Annotated in this window: 13 protein-coding genes and 1 riboswitch; of the genes, 6 read left to right on the top strand and 7 right to left on the bottom strand. The window is 49.6% G+C overall.

Annotated features, from left to right (window positions below; translation table 11 throughout):
* Window positions 1-56: 56 nt before the first annotated feature.
* Window positions 57-305: a hypothetical protein gene (locus ACO6VE_RS05060; protein WP_422450464.1), complete on the bottom strand. Its 249-nt coding sequence runs from the start codon at window positions 303-305 to the stop codon at window positions 57-59.
* A 504-nt stretch (window positions 306-809) separates the two neighbouring features.
* Between ACO6VE_RS05060 and ACO6VE_RS05055 the strand changes: the two genes are divergently transcribed.
* The 5 genes from ACO6VE_RS05055 (at window position 810) to ACO6VE_RS05035 (ending at window position 7,231) form a co-directional block, all read left to right on the top strand.
* Window positions 810-2,300: a cobyric acid synthase gene (locus tag ACO6VE_RS05055; protein ID WP_422450465.1), complete on the top strand. Its 1,491-nt coding sequence runs from the start codon at window positions 810-812 to the stop codon at window positions 2,298-2,300.
* A 59-nt stretch (window positions 2,301-2,359) separates the two neighbouring features.
* Window positions 2,360-2,959, top strand: coding sequence for a cob(I)yrinic acid a,c-diamide adenosyltransferase (locus ACO6VE_RS05050; RefSeq protein WP_422450466.1), 600 nt, complete (start codon window positions 2,360-2,362; stop codon window positions 2,957-2,959).
* Window positions 2,960-3,277: 318 nt separating this feature from the next.
* A riboswitch (cobalamin riboswitch) is annotated at window positions 3,278-3,465 on the top strand.
* A gap of 132 nt (window positions 3,466-3,597) precedes the next feature.
* The gene (locus tag ACO6VE_RS05045; RefSeq protein WP_422450467.1) at window positions 3,598-4,614 is read left to right on the top strand and encodes a cobalamin-binding protein; all 1,017 of its coding nucleotides are present in this window, start codon (window positions 3,598-3,600) and stop codon (window positions 4,612-4,614) included.
* Window positions 4,615-4,672: 58 nt separating this feature from the next.
* Window positions 4,673-6,523 (top strand): TonB-dependent receptor domain-containing protein, encoded by a 1,851-nt coding sequence (locus ACO6VE_RS05040; RefSeq protein ID WP_422450468.1) that lies wholly within the window; start codon window positions 4,673-4,675, stop codon window positions 6,521-6,523.
* 141 nt (window positions 6,524-6,664) lie between these two features.
* On the top strand, window positions 6,665-7,231 hold the full coding sequence (locus tag ACO6VE_RS05035) for a cobalamin adenosyltransferase (RefSeq protein ID WP_422450469.1): 567 nt from the start codon (window positions 6,665-6,667) through the stop codon (window positions 7,229-7,231).
* A 46-nt stretch (window positions 7,232-7,277) separates the two neighbouring features.
* Here the strand turns inward: ACO6VE_RS05035 and ACO6VE_RS05030 are convergent, their stop codons facing one another.
* The 3 genes from ACO6VE_RS05030 to ACO6VE_RS05020 all read right to left on the bottom strand — a co-directional run bounded on the left by ACO6VE_RS05030 (window position 7,278) and on the right by ACO6VE_RS05020 (window position 12,281).
* On the bottom strand, window positions 7,278-10,367 hold the full coding sequence (locus tag ACO6VE_RS05030) for an efflux RND transporter permease subunit (RefSeq protein WP_422450470.1): 3,090 nt from the start codon (window positions 10,365-10,367) through the stop codon (window positions 7,278-7,280).
* A 3-nt stretch (window positions 10,368-10,370) separates the two neighbouring features.
* A complete protein-coding gene (locus ACO6VE_RS05025; RefSeq protein ID WP_422450471.1) occupies window positions 10,371-11,474 on the bottom strand; it encodes an efflux RND transporter periplasmic adaptor subunit in 1,104 nt (367 codons plus the stop codon).
* A 90-nt stretch (window positions 11,475-11,564) separates the two neighbouring features.
* Window positions 11,565-12,281: a TetR/AcrR family transcriptional regulator gene (locus ACO6VE_RS05020; RefSeq protein WP_422450472.1), complete on the bottom strand. Its 717-nt coding sequence runs from the start codon at window positions 12,279-12,281 to the stop codon at window positions 11,565-11,567.
* A 302-nt stretch (window positions 12,282-12,583) separates the two neighbouring features.
* Between ACO6VE_RS05020 and ACO6VE_RS05015 the strand changes: the two genes are divergently transcribed.
* Entirely contained in the window at window positions 12,584-13,522 is a 939-nt protein-coding gene (locus ACO6VE_RS05015; protein WP_422450473.1) for a CNNM domain-containing protein, read from the top strand.
* Window positions 13,523-13,546: 24 nt separating this feature from the next.
* Here the strand turns inward: ACO6VE_RS05015 and ACO6VE_RS05010 are convergent, their stop codons facing one another.
* From ACO6VE_RS05010 to ACO6VE_RS05000, 3 genes are all read right to left on the bottom strand, one after another.
* On the bottom strand, window positions 13,547-13,693 hold the full coding sequence (locus ACO6VE_RS05010) for a hypothetical protein (protein ID WP_422450474.1): 147 nt from the start codon (window positions 13,691-13,693) through the stop codon (window positions 13,547-13,549).
* Between the two features lie 18 nt (window positions 13,694-13,711).
* Window positions 13,712-15,238: a hypothetical protein gene (locus ACO6VE_RS05005; RefSeq protein ID WP_422460053.1), complete on the bottom strand. Its 1,527-nt coding sequence runs from the start codon at window positions 15,236-15,238 to the stop codon at window positions 13,712-13,714.
* 165 nt (window positions 15,239-15,403) lie between these two features.
* A complete protein-coding gene (locus ACO6VE_RS05000; protein WP_422460051.1) occupies window positions 15,404-18,103 on the bottom strand; it encodes a hypothetical protein in 2,700 nt (899 codons plus the stop codon).
* Between the last annotated feature and the right edge of the window lie 143 nt (window positions 18,104-18,246).

The raw sequence follows: 18,246 nt of genomic DNA, 5'->3' as shown, positions 1-18,246 counted from the left end.
TTCCTGAGAGTTGGGAGAAGAAACGGACGGGAAACCGGGTAAAGACAGCATTTAAGTCATGACGCATGCTCGGAGGATATATGTCCTGTCAATTCAAATGCCCATTCTTCTCTCATTCTTTGGGCACTTTGAAGATCCCATGACTTTTTACCCTTAATATCACTGAGATCAATTCTGGAGGTATCAATTCCCTCGACAGATTTACCTTTGGAAAGATCATACAGCTGTTTAATATCCAGAATGTACGCTTTCATTGCCAGGGAGTAGGCTTTCTGATCAGAATCATAAGATGGAATAGTTATCATGGTTTTTTTCACCGGAGACCATATCTGAATGAAGTTGGAGTTAATGTCATTTGTTGCGGTTGTTTCGTTGCCAGATTTATTTCCCGGTGGGCTATCGGGACTCATCCGGGTTTGGACGAGACTGTTTCGGGTCACCGCTCTATTAAACACCGACGAAAAACAACCGCTGTGCCGTCTGGTATCTGCTTCAGGCCTTTCTGTATTAGGCAGTAACATGGAAAGAGTGCGGGACACTCTCCCTCGGAAGTTGCCGGACCTGCCTGGCGGAACCTGATCTTTTTCAGTGCTGACTGGTTCAGAATCTATGGCAGAACCTGTACATTGTTGTGGAGCTGACAATTTGGCCGCTGCACTGGTCTCCATAGAATCGTTAACCCGGGGTTGCGTCAGGTACGCTCGATTAGACTCTTTATTCTATTAAAAGTTCTTCTATTAAATATTTTTTACCCTTGAGTTTTTCTGCCCTTATAATCCATGCCTTTCTGACAGGCTGGAATTCCCGCTATGGGCAGCAACCCAATACACACTTTGATGGTACAGGGTACAACCAGTGACGCTGGGAAAAGTGCCCTGGTCGCAGGACTTTGCCGGGTATTCCGGCGTCATGGTATTTTGGTAGCACCTTTCAAGCCCCAGAATATGGCACTGAACAGCGCTGTCACCGGGGATGGTGGTGAGATTGGCCGGGCCCAGGCGCTTCAGGCGGCTGCGGCAGGGCTTGAACCTCATACGGACATGAACCCGGTCTTGCTGAAACCAAACAGTGATATCGGTGCCCAGGTGATCGTTAATGGAAAAGCCGTGGGGGAAATGAATGCGGCTGAGTATCATGCCTGTAAACCGGAAGTCATGGCCGCCATTTTGCGTTCCTGGCACCGTTTGCAGAGCCAATATCAAACCGTGCTGGTGGAGGGAGCCGGTAGCCCGGCAGAGATTAATCTGCGCGAAGGCGATGTCGCCAATATGGGCTTTGCGGAACAAGCGGACTGTCCGGTGATTATCATTGCGGATATCGATAAGGGCGGGGTTTTCGCCCATCTGTACGGTACCCTGGCGCTGCTCTCGGAGTCCGAACAGGCGCGGGTAAAAGGGTTTGTGATCAACCGTTTCCGGGGTGACGTAAAACTGCTTGAGCCCGGACTCCGTTGGCTTGAAGAGAAGACCGGCAAACCAGTACTGGGCGTTTTGCCTTACCTTCATGGGTTACATCTGGAGGCAGAAGATGCGGTGATTGCCCAGCAACAGCTTGCAGACCGGAAAACCCTGTTGAAGGTAGCTGTGCCGATTCTGACCCGCACCAGCAATCACACCGACTTCGACCCTCTGCGCCTGCACCCTGAAGTGGATATTCACTTTGTTGGAAAAGGGCAGTCCATTCCGGCGTGTGATCTGGTCATTATTCCGGGGACCAAAAATACCCGAACCGATCTTGCGTTTCTCAAAGACAACGGCTGGGATCAGGATATCCTCAGGCACCTGCGCTACGGTGGCAAATTGATGGGGATCTGTGGCGGTTACCAGATGCTCGGTAAGGCAGTGTATGATCCGGAAGGCATTGAAGGTGCCGCCGGCAGCTCACAAGCGTTGGGTCTTCTGGATCTGGAAACCACCATGGTTCGTCAGAAGACACTCACCCGGGTCAGTGGCACTATGCAGTTGCCGGGCCAGGAACCTGTGCCCGTCACCGGCTATGAAATTCATGCCGGGGTGACCACCGGCACGGCCCTGGAAAAACCGTTAATCCAGCTGGATCAGAAGGTGGATGGGGTGATGTCTGACGATGGTCAGATATTTGCCACCTATCTCCATGGCGTGTTTGAACAGCCCGATGCCTGCACCGCCATTTTGACCTGGGCCGGTTTGCAGGAAGCTTCAAGGATTGATTATCACCTGTTGCGGGAAGAGGGCATTAACCGAATGGCGGATGCTATCGAAGAGCATCTTGATATGAGTAAAATCTTTGCACTGTGTGAGGCTGAACCACAAAGCCACTGAGTGCAGAAAAACACTAACAATGCTTTGTGGTGCAAAAATTGACTGGAAGAACCTGAGCTATGACTGAAAAAAAAGGCTACCGGCTAACCCGTATCTACACTCGAACTGGCGACCAGGGCATGACCCGCATTGGCGATGGCCAGCAGCTGCCAAAGTCACACCCCCGGCTCCACGCCATTGGTTCCGTGGATGAAGCCAACAGCTGGCTTGGCCTGTTGATCCACTCCCTGAAGCAGGGCAATGAAGTCACTGAAAACCAGTTGCAACAGATTCAGGATATCCAGCACCGGATGTTTGATGTGGGGGGTGAGCTGGCCATGCCGGGCTATCAGCTGATTCAGGAAGCCCATACCAGGGCGATTGAGGCTCTGATTGACGAACTCAATGAACCATTGCCGCCTCTGACAAACTTCACCCTGCCCGGTGGTGGTCAGTCTGCCTGCCATTGCCATATGGCCCGAACCGTATCCCGCCGGGCGGAGCGGCATATTATCGAGTTAAACGAAGCGCTTCAGGAAAGTGGTGAAAAGATCAACGAACCATTACTGAAATTTGTGAATCGTTTGTCCGATCTTATGTACGTCCTTGGCCGTCATTGTGCCCGACAGGATGAGGGGGAGGTCCTCTGGCAGGCATCCGAGAAAAGCAAAACAGGCTGATGGTAAACGGTTTCGATGTATTTGATGGGTTTCTTCTATCAATGATGCCCAAATTTCGTTCGTCCTGATCGCCCTTCGGCTCGGCTCAGGATGCACGGAAGAAGGGCGTAAACACCATACCCTGAATAAAGACTGTGCCAATCACCCTTCGACTTCGCTCAGGGTGAACGGAGATTGTACACATCAAACTCATCGAAATGATGTACCAGTAGCAAGATAAACGGCAAAAAATCCACAAACCCCTAGTGATTTAAGTCAACGGTTTGGGTAATATTGCGCAACTTTGTAAGGGGTTCGTCAGTGATTGGTATGAATCACGACACTTTTGACCGCGCATGTCGGCTATTGCTGAACCGGTCAAAAGAGGGAACGGGGTGAAAAACCCCGACTGTACCCGCAACTGTAATGGAAGAGTTCTCCGCGATTTATGCCACTGGTTCAACCGGGAAGGCTGCCGGGAACGATGATGCCAGAGTCAGGAGACCTGCCTTTGCAAAGCCCAAGAAGTCTGTACATGCAGGCGCAAACCGGGCGGGTAACCTGGCGGCTGGGAACACATCTCCTTTACACTGGGCTTTTTTGATAAGCCCGGTGACCGCTTGTGCCGCCCTGAGTATTGATTGTGACTCAGGGAGATCATGAAAACACCTTTAGCACCCTGCAAGACACTGAAGAACAGGCTGCCCCGGTTAATGCTGGTGCTGGCGATGGTATTGGCCAATGCCGTTGCGTTGGCTTGCAGTATTGCCCGGGCCAGCGAGTCTGACAGTCAGTATTGTGTGACCGATATGAGCGACCGCGCTGTCTGTCTGGATACCCGTTCGCCCAGAATCATCAGTCTGTCTCCGGGTTCTACTGAATTGTTATTTGCTGCCGGTGCCGGTGATCGTGTTATTGCGGTTGATCAGCACAGCGACTTCCCTGAAGCGGTCAAACAGCTGCCCAATGTGGGTGGCTACCCCAATGTGAGTGTGGAAGCCATTGTGGCCATGAAGCCCGATCTGGTGGTGGTCTGGACTGCCGGTAATTCCCAAAAGGTGATTGAGCAGCTGGAGTCCCTGGGCATCAGCACCTTTCATATCGATGTGGTGGATTTTACCGGCATTAAGCAGGCCCTCCGAAGTCTCGGGCAGGTGGCCGGGACCGAAAAAACAGCCGAACAGGTTGTTGGTGACTTTACCGCGCGTTTGCACACACTGCAGAGTCAGTATGCCCGGCGTGAGCCGGTATCGGTGTTCTTTGAAATCTGGCGATCCCCACTGATGACGGTGGGTAATGGCCTGGTGATTGATGATGTTATTTCGTTGTGTGGTGGCCGGAATATCTATGGTGATGTCTCCGAAAGTATTCCCAAAATCGGTATCGAATCCCTGATTACCCGTGATCCACAGGTCATTATTGGTTCTGATCCGCAAGGCGATACCCCAAAAACCCGCAAAGAGTTGCTGGGCTACTGGAGCCAGTGGCAAAACCTGCAGGCGGTGCAGCAGCAACAACTGTTTTCGGTACCCAGTGACCTGATTGCCAGACCAACGCCCAGGATTCTGGACGGGGCAGAGATGATCTGCCATCAGTTACAAGCGGTGCGCTCAAAGGCAAGCCACACAGAGCGTGTGGCTGCCCAGATACCAATTCATCAAGAGAGTCCGCTCTGAAAAGGCAGAGTTCTGTCCATTTTTAAGACAATTCGCTTACTTTAAGGATGCAAACAAAATGTCGTTTAATCATCGTTCTGTTTTTGCACGAACCGGGCTTTCGGTTGCTGTGGCAATGTCTGTGATGAGTTCTGCTGCGGCTGCAGAAGAGGTTTATAAGCTTGGAGAGATTGTTGTTACTGCGGCAAGGACCGCTCAAACAGTTGATGAGACGTTGGCTCCAGTGACGGTGATTAATCGGGAGCAGATTGAGCGGAGTCAGGCTATTTCCGTTACAGAACTTTTGACACAGGCACCTGGTGTTCAAATCGCCTATACAGGTGGTGTTGGCAGTAAGACGGGAGTTTATTTGCGAGGCACAAAAACACAGCAGACACTGATTCTCGTCGATGGTCATCGTATGAATGGAGCTTACGCCGGTGAGGCTCCTTTGCAGTATTTAGATCCAGATCAAATCGAAAGAATAGAAATTGTCCGTGGACCGCGTTCAACACTGTATGGTGCTGATGCGGTGGGGGGTGTTATCAATATCATCACTCGAAAAGGCGGAAAAGAACCTCAATTGACGGTTAAGGCTGGTGGTGGTAGCCGAAATACCGGTGAATATGGCTTGAATTTTAATGGCTCAGTTGGCAGAACGCAGTTCAATTTGGGTGCTCGTCTTTTTGAAACTCAAGGCTATGATCGCACGACGAATCAGCTTGGTTCGGACTGGGATGATGATGCGTTTCGTAATAAGTCCATTTCGGGCAGTTTGTCTCATCGCTTTGAAAATGGTATTGATGCAGGGGTCAATATCTCTCACTCCGAAGGCAAGGCTGAATACGATAATAGTTTTGGTAGCAATGCGCCAGAGTATCCAATTTCATTTTTTGAACAAACGACGTTCAATGTTTACGCATCCTTGCCGGTCAATGAACTGTGGAATACTAAAATTGATGCGGGTTACGTTCAGGATGATCGAAAAGATGTAGGAGCTCGCCCGAGCTATGCGGAAGGCGAAATTCTTTCCCTGAGCTGGCAGAATGATATTGCCTGGTCTGATGAGCAATTGCTGATTGCGGGTGTTGACTATTCAAACGATAAAGTAACCACCAGTAATAACTATGCTGTTGATGAACGTTATAATGTTGGGGTTTTTGCTCTTAATCAGTCGTCTTTTTCTGGTAGCGATCTACAGTTAGGTGGACGTTTTGACAAGAATGAAGTGTATGGCAATAACACAACGGGCAGTGTGTCCTGGGGCTTTGATTTGCCTGCTGACACTCGTCTGATCGCCTCTTATGGAACAGCATTCAGAGCTCCTCCATTCGTTGACCTGTATTCTCCATATGGTCCGAATCCAGATTTGAAGCCAGAAGAAGCCAGAAATACTGAATTAGAATTACGGGGTGTCTGGAGTCATAATACTCAGTGGTCGGTCAGCATGTATCAGAATGATATGGATAATATGCTCGATTATAATTCTGATACGCGTCGTACAGAAAATATTGCTAAAGCCAGGATGCGTGGAGTTGAGTTTGTGGTAACCTCACGGATTTTCGACTGGGACCTAAATACCAACCTGAGTTTTGTTGATCCGGAAAATCGGTCAGGAGCGAATGCTGGCAAAACGCTGCATCGTCGGGCCAAGCAGCTTTTTACCATGAATGTTGACAGAAATTTTGGCAAATGGGCGATCGGAGGAACCCTCAGGGCTCAGGGAAAAACATGGGATAATGCAGCTAATACGCTTGAAATGCCTGGGTTTGGTACGTTTGATTTAAGAGCGTATCTGGCTGTCACTCCTGAGTTGAAAACACAGCTTAAAGTTGTCAACCTGCTTGATAAGGATTATACAACTACCAACGGCTATATAGATGAGCCTGGAGGTGTATTCGCTACTCTTATCTGGTCACCCGAGCTATAAACTTCTTGTTCCCACGCTATTTCTCGTTCCCGCGCTCTGCGCGGGAATCATACCTTTACTATCAATGAGCTCTGTAGTGTCTGCTAGAATGCATTCCCACGGAGGTGCAGAAGGCTGGTTCTGCAATCGATAGGCTCTAATATGACTTTAAAATACTCCGGCGATATCCGCGAACTCTGCTACCCATTTATCTACGAAGACTCCCCCCTGTGTGATTATGAAATTATCACCGACGAACTGTGTGCAACGCTCGGTGGTGTTATCAGCGAGCTGGAAGGCGATCAGCGGTTTGTCGATATCTATGATTTCCTGGATCAACTGCAACCCAGAATTTTCCATATGAATGGTTCAGTCCGTGGCAAGCAGGCGATTTTTGAACAGCAGATACAGTGGCTGGCAGGTTACTTTGATCACTACCAGCAAGAGATAGAAGGCCTGCTGCACGGTTTTGTCCTTCCCAGGGGCGGTCGTCCCGTGCAATTACTACACAGCTGTCGTTCGCTCTCCAAAAAGGCAGTCAGGGCGCTGGTCAAGGTAGACGCCCATGGCATTAAGGTGCCGGATGAGTTACATCGGTTTGGCAATATGCTCTGTAATCTGTTCTTCCGTTTAACGGTGGTGATCAATCGCCGACTCGGCATTGTAGAACCTGAATACCAGAGTTTGAGCTATAACCTGAAGCCGCCATCCAGAAAAGAACAACAATAAAATGTGGCATCAGTCGGCTTCCGTCAGAAGCCGACATCGCTATGGATCAGTAGGCAATATTCCGGTAGTTGAACCCTTTAAAGCTAACCTTGTACAGCAGGGAATAGATCACCGGTAGCACGATCAGTGTCAGTACCGTAGCAAAGCCCAGACCGAAGATAATGGTCACGGCCATGGATTTGAAAAAGGCATCAAACAACAGTGGAATCATGCCCAGCATGGTGGTCAGGGCGGCCATACAGACGGGCCGCAGGCGGCTGACCGAGGCGTGGAATATGGCCTCATGTTCTTCCCGGCCTTCTTCCAGCTCCAGTTTGATCTGTTCCACCAGAACGATACCGTTCTTGATGATCATGCCCGACAGACTCAGCAGGCCCAGCAGCGCCATAAAACTGAACGGTGCATTCAGCGCCAGCAGCCCGGCCACAACACCAATCAGTGCCAGGGGAACCGTACACCAGATAGCTATAGGCTGTCGTATGGTGTTAAACAGGAATACAGTAATCAGAAACATCCCCAGATAGCCCAGCGGTATTGAGGCAAACACCGCACTCTGTGCATTAGAAGACAGTTCATGAGCACCACCCCATTCCAGCTGGTAACCATCGGGTAGTGGAATGGCTTCGATGTTTGCACGCACCTTGCGCAACACGCTGTCGGCGGTTTCATCACCCAGCAACTGTGGGTCAGCCATCACGGACATCATGCGTTTACGGTCCCGGCGGATGATCAGCGGGTTTTCCCACTCAGTATCAAAACTGGAAATGGCCTGGGTGATGGGCACATAACTGTTATAGTCAGCACTCCAAACCTGCAGATCGGTAATGCTATCGGCATTCAGGCGTTCGGATTCCGGAGAGCGGACAATCAACGGCATTAACTGGCTGCCTTCACGATAGACGCCAACCTGACGGCCGCTGAAGTTCACCAGCAGAGCGTCGTCCAACGCCTGTTTGGAGATACCGCTGCGGCGGGCACTGGCTTCATCCAGGTGAGGGCGAATCAGGCTGACCTGGTTACGCCATCCGTGTCGTATATGCGTGGCCATCGGTTCGTTACGCAGTACATTGATGGCCTGTACCGCGAGAGACCGTAATACTTCCGGGTCCTCGCCATAGAAACGGGCTTCAATTTCTGCGGCGGGGGAAGGGCCATTCTGTAAGTATTTGATCCGATATTCCACATCACCGAAGTCTTCGGTCAGGCGGATTTCCAATGTCGGGATCAGCGGTGTGATGGCTTCCAGGTTATCTGTCTCGATAATCAGCTGGCCGAAACTGCTGTATTGCTTTTCCGGCATATAAGGAAGAATAAAACGCTGTGCGCCCTGGCCAATCACCGTTGTGACATTTTTTACGCCGGGGAGGGTCAGCAGTAGTTGCTCAAGCTCTGCCACCCTTGTTTCGGTAGCACGGACATCACTGCCCTCCGGCATCCAGAAATCCACAAAGAACATCGGCGTGTTGGATGGCGGGAAAAAGACATTTTTCACCGAACCAAACCCCATCATCGCCAGCACCAGCGCCAGAACCGTCAAGCTGATGGTGATGGGGCGGTGGACCAGAGAGAACCCGAGCAACTGTTTATACAGGGTGAACAGCGCTCCCTGGTAAGGATCTATGGATTCACCCGCCGCCTGTCGGGCAGCCAGCTCGTCCTTCTTGAACAGAATGTTGCAGAAGAAAGGGGTCAGGGTGATGGCTGTGATCCAGCTCAGGAGCAGGGAGATCAACAGCACCTGGAACAACGACAGACAGAATTCACCGGTGGCATCATCAGAAAGGCCGATAGGTGCGAATGCCATAATGGCAATGACGGTGGCACCCAGCAAGGGCCACTGGTTCTGGCTGACAACCTGTTTGGCGGCCTGCAACCGGGTGAGTCCCCGTTGAATACCGACCTGAATCCCTTCTGTGACGACAATGGCGTTATCCACCAGCATCCCCAGGGCAATGATCAGGGCACCCAGGGAAATCAGCTGGAGCTCAATGCCGATCACCTTCATAACAATGAACGTTCCGAGGATGGTCAACAGCAGAACAGCGCCCATCAACAGGCCTGCACGTACGCCCATGGCCAGCAGCAGTACGACAATAACAATGGCAATGGATTCCAGCAGGTTGATCAGGAAACCATTGACGGATTCCGAAACCGTTGCCGGTTGGTCGTATACTTTGGTGAGCTCAATGCCAACCGGTTGCCCGGACTGAAGCTCATCAATGCGCTGACGAATAGCGTCGCCTATATCCACCACGTTAACACCGGAAGCGAAGGAAATACCCAGTGACAGAGCCTGGCGGCCATTGGAGGAATAGAGTGTGTCCGGTGTTTCATCGAAGTCTCGACGAACGGTGGCGATATCGCCGAGTCGAACCAGCTGTGTGCTCCCCGGCGGGCTGATGATCAGCTGTTCCAGTTCATGAATGTCATTGAACTCACCGGTGGGATGAATGCGTATGGAACGCCCTTCAACCAGCATATTACCGGCATTGGAGACCACATTCTGATTCTGGATCAGGGCGAATATCCAGGCTGGATCGATACCCAGGTTAGCCAGTTTGGCCTGGGACATCTCAACCACCACCTGCTCCTGACGGGCACCGGCGATGGAGACTTTCTTGACCCCTTCAACCAGCACCAGCTCACGTTTCAGGTAATCGGCGTAGTTTTCCAGGTCCCTGGAGGTATAACCTTCTCCGGTAATGTTGAACAGCATGCCATAGACATCGCTGTAGTCGTCCACCACAACCGAGGCGTAGACGCCGGGCGGCAGACTACTCTGGGTGTCATTGACCTTACGGCGCATTTCATCCCAGATCTGGGGCAGTTGATCTTTGTCGTATTGTTCTTTCATCTCCACCATAATCTGGGAACGGCCATTGCTGCTGATGGAGTCGATATGTTTGACATACTCCATCTGCTGAATGGCTTCTTCCAATGGCAGTGTCACTTCTTCTTCCACCTGTTCCGGGGAAGCTCCCGGATAGTGGGTAATGACCATGGCCTGTTTGATGGTGAACTCAGGGAACTCCAGCTGACCCAGCCCAAAAAACGACATTGCACCACCCACCAGCAGGATAACCACAAACATCCAGCTGATCACCCGGTGGGATATGGAATATTCGGCAATATTCATGGCTTATAGTCCCCGTTCCTTGTGCAGCGGTTTGACGGTCATGCCATCGTATAGCTGACTGAGACCTGCGGTAACGATCTGGTCACCGGTATTGAGGCCTGACAGAACCTGAATTCCCGCTTCGGTAATACGTCCTGTGGTCACTTCGACAGGGGCAACCTGACTGGTATCCTGATCAAAACGCCAGACCACCGTCTTATTGTCAGTGTCAGTTTTGGATACGGCTGAAATGGGGACCAGAACGTATCCTGGTTGCCCCCGGGTATCGATGACCCGGGCCAGGTCAATAATGACCGTGGCGGTCATACCGGGAAGAATGTTCATATTGGTGGGTGCCATCCGGGTGAAAATGACTTCATAACTCTGGGTACCCGGAGTTACCCGTGTCGCATGTTCTTTATAGTTGACCGGAAACTCCTTGCCAGGAGCCCCCGGGAAGGTAGCGATGGGCTGATAGCCATTGTTGACCGCATTGGCATTGACATGGGAAACGATACTTTCAGGTACCTGGATGCTGATATCGAGCCGGTCACTGCTTTGCAGGATAAGGACCGGCTGCTGGGCCTGAACCTGCTGGTGCGCTTCGGCCAGAGTCTGGGCAACCCGGCCACTGAAAGGTGCTGTCAGTGTCGTATACGCCAGTTTGTCCCGGCTTAATTTCAGCGCTGCTTCTGCAGATTTCAGTCTGGCACTGGCCGTATCGTAGCTCGATTGTGAAATCACTCTCTTTTCTAACAGGGAGCTGGCGCGTTCAAACTCGGCCTTGGCAAGTTCATAATTCGCCTGACGATCCTGAAGCTCATTGCGGATATCCCGGTCATCCAGATAAGCCAGCACCTGTCCTTCAGTAATATCATCGCCCTGTTTGACCTCGATCTTGTCGATCTGTCCGGGTATACGAAAGGATATTTCGGCTTCTTCGGTGGCTGTTACCTTGCCTGGAAAATAACGTAACTGCTGCTGCTGGGGATCTTTTACCTGAAAGAGTTTTACTGGGCGGATGACTTCTTTATGACCGGTTTGCTCCTGATCGCAACCGGTCAGCAGGGTGAACGTCATTAACACCATCACGGCGATGGATGATCGGGATGAAGGGGTGAGATGCATTCTGAGGTAGCTCCAAAACAGTTGGGTAGAAGTATCTGGTAGACATGCTTGATGTGTACCGCGTTCCTGGAATCGATAAATTCTGGCTGGTTAACTACTTATACAGGTAGCAACAACCTGCTCAGCCTGAAGCTTGCAGTTGTCAATCATGGATGGTGAAAACGGTGCTCTCCATCCCCAGCCCTGCAGGTATTTGGCCAGGTTGGAAGTAAGCAGGCTGAAGCCTTTGTCTTTCTGCACGGAGGGTTGTTTCAGGCCAAACCCGGACATGCTGATCTGGAACAGACCTTCGCCCAGACTCCAGATGCCCATCAAAATATCAGCCAGTGCACTCTCGCGATTCTGGTCAGTGATTGCCGGGTTGTCCGCCATTAACTCAATAATCTGTGCTTTAACCATCTGGCTCATCTTATGGTAGATGTCGTCCAGTGCCTGTGCCCGTCCTGTTGATGCCCGTTGCCAGATATCCGGGGTCATTGCCAGTTGTCGTAGAAAGTAGTGATGGGGCTGTCTGGCATAAGACAACCAGATGGCAATATTAAGCGTCAGCAGACGTTCCATGGCGGGTACCGGGCTGTTGAGCACTTTATGGAATACCGTCGCCATCGTGCTGGAGATAGTGATGGCGCAACCCAGCAACAGATCTTCCTTGCTGGAGAAGTGTGAATATACGGTTCCCATTGAAAACTGGGCTTGTTTGGCAACTTCAGACATTTTCAGGTCCATAAAGCCCTTTTCCTTAAGAATGGTCAGGGTGGACTGAATAATAGTTATCTCTCTCTGTGTCCGTTTGTCGGTTGCTGGCATGGAAAATACACCGTGGTGGAGAGCAGGAGTTAAAAAGCAGGGTTATATGAATACAAGTCGAATTATATTCGAATTTTGTTTTGAATAAAATAAGTACACCGTTATCCACACTCCTGGCAAATCAGGTGCTCTTTGCCCGGTGCTTCAGTTGCACTGAATAAGCATAGAGCTGACATTAATAAAGAAGAAACGTGGTCGAAAACAATACATTACAGGCTTTTTACAGGCGGGCGGGCTTGCCCAGCTACTGGTCCCCCAATTAAACTGCCTGCTGTCTAATTGCTGTTTTTCCGGAGGTATGGATGCTCCTGGTCGTTCTTTTTGCATGCCTGATTGTCGCTGTTACTGCTTTTCTATCCCTTCTTGAATCATCATTGGTGGCGGTGGATGAGTTAAGGCTGGTCACGATCCTGTACAAAAGGCCCGACAATAAAAAGGCTATCCAGCAAGTCTTTCAGAAAAAGCGAGAGCACCTGTCAGCGATCGTTTTGTTAAGCACGCTGATCAGTATTTCTGGCAGTACTTTCCTTGGAGCGCTGGCTGCCAGGGAATTTAACGATCTCTGGATGGTTATTTTTACGGCACTGCTCGCTTATTTTATGCTGGTATTTGCCAAGGTTCTGCCCAAGCTGCTGGCAGTGCAGATTGCTGATAGGGTCGTTGCCAGATATTCACCCTTTATCCATCTTATGTATTCAGTGACCAGACCTGTCTTGCTGTTAGCCCTGGTCTGGACCCGTCTTTTACCCAAGCCCGTTGAAGAAGACAGAAGCAGTGATGAACTCCGGAGTATTATCAAGCATTACAATAAGCGTGGAGTGATTGGTAAACGTCAGCGAAAACTGGCCGATGCTGTACTAACTTCCCATCAGCGCCAGCTGACTGAGCTTGTTGAGCGCTCAATACCCGCTGTCTGTCTGTTATCCGAGGCAACCGTCGCTTCTGTCGAAACGACGATTCGCTCGTATCCCTGTAAGCGTTATGTGGTCCTGAACGATGGCAAGCCGACAGGTATTGTTCTCTATCGGCATATCGCCCGTTGTCTGGTTAATGAAGAGGCAGATATCTCAGTGGGAGAGCTTATGAGAAAAACCATTAATCTGGCACCGGAAACCTCATTGCATGAGGCAATGACAGCGCTTCAGGAGGCCAGGGCATCCATTATCCTGCTTTTGGGAGAGACGGTAGAGCAGACCCGGATTGTCACCGCGAAAAAGTTGTACCAGGCTTTATTGCGCTGACTTCACATCAGGCGACAGATATTGTTAACTGGTCTGGTCTTTATCACCGTTGAGCATGGTCAGCAGGCAGGTTGGGGTCAGCCCTTTTTGGGTGGATTGCCAGAGCGCAAAACAGGCATCTTTACCGCCACTCCAGGAGGTGCAGAAATTGCTTTTAGAGGTTACAGGCATAGTAGTATCAGGAGCCTCCTATGGTCTTACCACACTGATATTCTTTCTTCGGGAGTATGCATCCTGATGCTGGAAATAGTGAGGAAGTGTCATTTTCACCAGTTCAGAAAACCATTCAAACTCTACGCAGGGTGTATTACAGGAATCGATATTGCCTATTTTATCCATAAAAAATGAGTAGTCATAGTCAGGGCAGCTTCTTTTGATGTTCAGGAAAATACCGTGGCGGGTCATCACTTCAAGCAATTCCCGGGCAAATATTTTTTCAAAATACCCATAGCGGTAAAAAGTCTTTGGGGTGTGGCGCGTTCGATGGTTATCTGTGCGCCCGTCGGCTCCTGGCAGTGTCCAGTTATCCTGGTAGCCATAGACAGTCATTTTTGCACGCCAACAACAAAATTCCGGGTCCCTGGTGGTGGGTTCTGATTTAAAAAAGACTTTCGTCAGGTTGAACAGTACTTTTTTAGCGATTCCCTCCATTATGACGGCGGCATCAGGAATAAAGTTTGGTTCCCAGTACTGGGCATGACCACGGAGATGCTCCGGCAGCTGGTGTAGCTGGACGTCACCCAGACGGCAGTTAACGCCGCCCATGTCACGGTAGATAAAATCAATAGCGGGTAAATCGTTGTGATCCATGGTCAGCTTCAACAATACGTTCTGGCCATGGAACTCAAGATAGAAGCGCTGCCTGTAAATGTGATCAACCATTTCTTCCGCAATGGGCCTGAGTAATGCACCGGTAATAAACTGAGTAGGTGTTGTTTGACTTTGTTCAATCAGGGCATTGAGCAAAGGCCAGTTGTTTATGCCAAACAGTGCATATAGTGGAATAATGTAGTGGCCTTGAGTCGTGAATAATTCCGGAACAGGTCTATGGATCATACCGGCACCGGATAGCTGTACGGCTTCTTCTTTCGGGTCAATCAGGTGGGCATCAGGAACGAAAGACAAATTTTCTTCCAGACACGTAAACTTCTCTGTTTGTTTAATTTTTAATACCGACGAATTCGCTACGCTGGCTGCACACTCTTTTTGATAAAGCAACCTGCGACCCCCCCCTATTTCCTCATTCAGGCTGACTTTGACCATGGCAAATTCTGTTGTGCCGCCAGCGGGCAAGGCGATCAACAAGGTTCTGAATGAGCTCAATGCTAAAGCGGGAACATCAACCTGTGTATGCTGATATTTTGATATCAGGGGGGCAAACAGTGTTGCGGATTTTGGATGTACCAGATACAGGATTTGGTCCTGACCTTCGACCGTGCGCGTGATTGAACAATGGCCTTGGCGGAGCTGAAACAGTTTTCCTTCAGAACAGGGAATCCAGTAGCCTTTCATCATAAACGGCTGGAAAGTGCCAGGGTGATATTGATCATCGCTGGCTTCATACCCATGATGAAACCCGGCAACGATCTGTTGATTTTCATTAACAACGTGCCGGCTCTCTTCTGCCATCGCCAACCGGGTTTTTTCGGCGTATATATACGCCAGGAAGGTATCTGGCAGTGCTTTGAAAGTATCCCAGAGTGGACTTCTATCCATTTTTTCCCGGCAGGATTGGATTTCAGTCTGAAAAAACTGATCAACAAGAGATAAGCAGTTCCGTTCGGATAACGCACTATTGCCGGGGAGTGAACGATTTTCCGTCTCTGTCAGCGCAGTGTAAACATAGGGGGTACCTGTTGCGGCCGCTATCATCTTTCTATCCTATGATGTTTCCACTCTGTATCCAGTCTGAGCCATCCTGCTTTCTGGCTGAAAACCAAATCGACGGTCAGCTTCCAATTGACTGGTCTCCTGCGTGTCGACAGTTGCAGGTGGGCGGCGTGGCTGCATGATTTTATCACTGCCTTGTGAAGCTTCCCGATGGATATATAAGCCATCGTTCTCATTCGGACCTTTAGCGTCGATGAATTGCTCTTTAACCAGATAGCCAACAATGTGCCTGGGCAGATCCTGCTGAAAGAGTGCGTATTGCCAGCGATTGAGTGCATTACCCCTTACCCGGTATTGTCGATCAATCTGTTCTCGGAATGTCTCATTATCAGCACCTGATGATTGATCAGCCCCAAAACCGAGCAAGTGCATCAGTTGATAAATGTCATCATCATTTCTCTCGTGATTAAGACGCCAGAACTCATCGGATACAAAACGATAAACATGTTGGTAAAGCGAAACGGGGGTGTAGTGGGAGTGCAAAAGATGGCTAATGGTTTGCTGGCTTTCAGGCGTGAGGTTTTCATAGGCATCAGCCTGAGCCGACCCGGAGACGATGGACAGCCCTGTAAAGTGATTGACTTGTTCCTGACAGCGAGCCGCCATGGAGGATTCACTACTGTGTCCGATGGCACTGGCAAGAGATGCTGTAACGCTGTCTTGCAAAAATTGCTGAATACAATCCTTTATGTGGCTGTTACTGCCAGAAATCAACGGAAGTAACAGCGATTGTATCCGGCCTGAAAAACCTTCGTTGCAGCCTTCTAAATCATTGCCAACTATAGCGACAAGATTATTCAAGGCATGGCTGATTGAGTTGTCTGTCAGGTTATAAACTTCTGCATAGAATAACTGGCTGACAAACATTTCAAAATACCCAACAGACTCGTCAACCATCCTGCGACCGCTGTAGCCATGATCCCTCATGCCTGAATAGCGATTAAGCCGCTGGATAAAGTTTCTTTCCAATGCGGCTAACGCTCCATCAACCCCCGGGTTGCTGGATTTGTATTGCTGATACGCATGGCAATCCCGGAGTGTCTGGCACAGAGCCTGGATATTCCTGTGCAGCTGCCTCCCCGCGTACATGACATCCCTCTCGCTATCGCCATAGATGGCGAAGAGTTGCTCCTCGTCAATGACCGGTTGATCCGCCGGTTTCCTGAAATAGCACACTGCGTGATGCCGTAAAAGGTCATGACAAAGTTTCAGCGATTTCTCCTCAATCCCTGAAATGTGTTGGATATTCGTCAAGTGGTTTTGAATTGAAAGTAATGCGGGATGGCTGTTGGTGCCTTTTATTTGTTGGTAAATCTCATAGAGTAAAGCGGATTTATAACTTTTTATGGAGTCCAGTTCGCTTATTCCCAGTTCCTTCAATACGTCAATGGCAGTGCGCAGGCTTTTGGTACTTGTCACCTCTTTCAGCAATTGTTGAAGCTTTAATAATTTATTGAGGTGCGGACAAATGAGACGTAACTGTGCAACATTCAGATTGGTGCTGTAGGTTCCGCGCAGAAACTGCTTGGGTTCTCCGTTAGCACCATACATCGCAAGTTCTGCGTAAATTGATTCAAACTTGTCCTTCAGGAAGTCCCTGTCATCATGATTCTCAAGATTAATGGAAAGGGTATTGAACAGCAGACAGGGTTGCGCCTGTGGTAAAGGGCTAATCAAACGTTGACACGCTGTCGTCATACGTATTGGATTTCTGAGAATTTCGGCCATTGATTTTTTTCCGATGCTGACAAAATGATCAGCGCTATCCTCTGAAATCCTGTCATCCACCCCCAGCAAATCACCCACAATACATAAAAAGTCGTCATACCATTTGTTTAATTCTTCCAGGTGCTCACTTAGTTTGATCATTTGATCTTTAGTTAATGAAAATCCGGTTTCTCCATCATAATTTGCTTCCATATCATGCAGTAGGTTCTGGCTGAAGAGCAGGTCGAAAAAGCTATAGCCAAGTGCATGATTGCCATCGGGGATTTTGATCAGGAAATGCCCCTCGGTTTCATAGGGAGTCTGTTGGTAGCCAATGTCTACCGTATACATCTCCCTGAACTCCGGTTGTACTTCAGCAAGTTCTATTAGATGAGAGAGCCTGGCCCTGACGCTATCGCCCAGGTGCTTATCACTTTTGCACTCCCGATAGGTGTCTGCCAGAGTGCTTGCGGCTAACTGATCGACTTCGTGTTGGTCCCAATGAAGCCAGTGACTGATCAGCTTTCTTTTCTCAATGGCAGCTTTTTTCTCCGCCAGTTGATCAGCATGGTTGGCAATGGCTGTTTCAATACTATTGGCATCCCCGCCATGTTCATGGAAAAAATTCCGAAGGTACTCCAGATGCCCGGCAATTTGCTGTCGCAATGGTTGAAGCTGCCTGAATGCTGATGCGTCTTCAAGAAGGGTAATAACTTTGGCCTGGATCTTTAAATCAAAACATTGAGTGAGATGTTCAATGCTTTGATGTGACCAGGTTCCTGACAGGTTTGATGTGCTGATAATTTGCTGAATAATATGACCATAATCAATATCAGGGGTTGTCTCATGGGGGGGCTGTGGTATATCCATGGCTACTGCCAATGGTTGATCAGTTTGGGAGGATGATTCGGATGGTTGCGCCCCTGCTGCGGATGTAATTTGAGGAATTGTAGGGGTAAAGGTCATTGGATGAATAGGGGGCATGGATACAACCTGATAAACGCAGAAACTGAATATATTGACCCGGGAGTTGATAGAAAGTTCACGCGAATGCCGATTTTTTCTACAAGGAGAAACACTTGTTTCGATGAGAGTCTTTTCATATCGGGACGAAGATTTATCTGTGA

The sequence above is a fragment of the Endozoicomonas sp. ALB115 genome, from assembly GCF_049310245.1.
In the GTDB taxonomy this organism is placed as follows: Bacteria; Pseudomonadota; Gammaproteobacteria; order Pseudomonadales; family Endozoicomonadaceae; genus Endozoicomonas.
The sequence above is the reverse complement of the archived record's forward strand: the minus strand, read 5'-3'. Positions and strand labels throughout refer to the sequence as shown.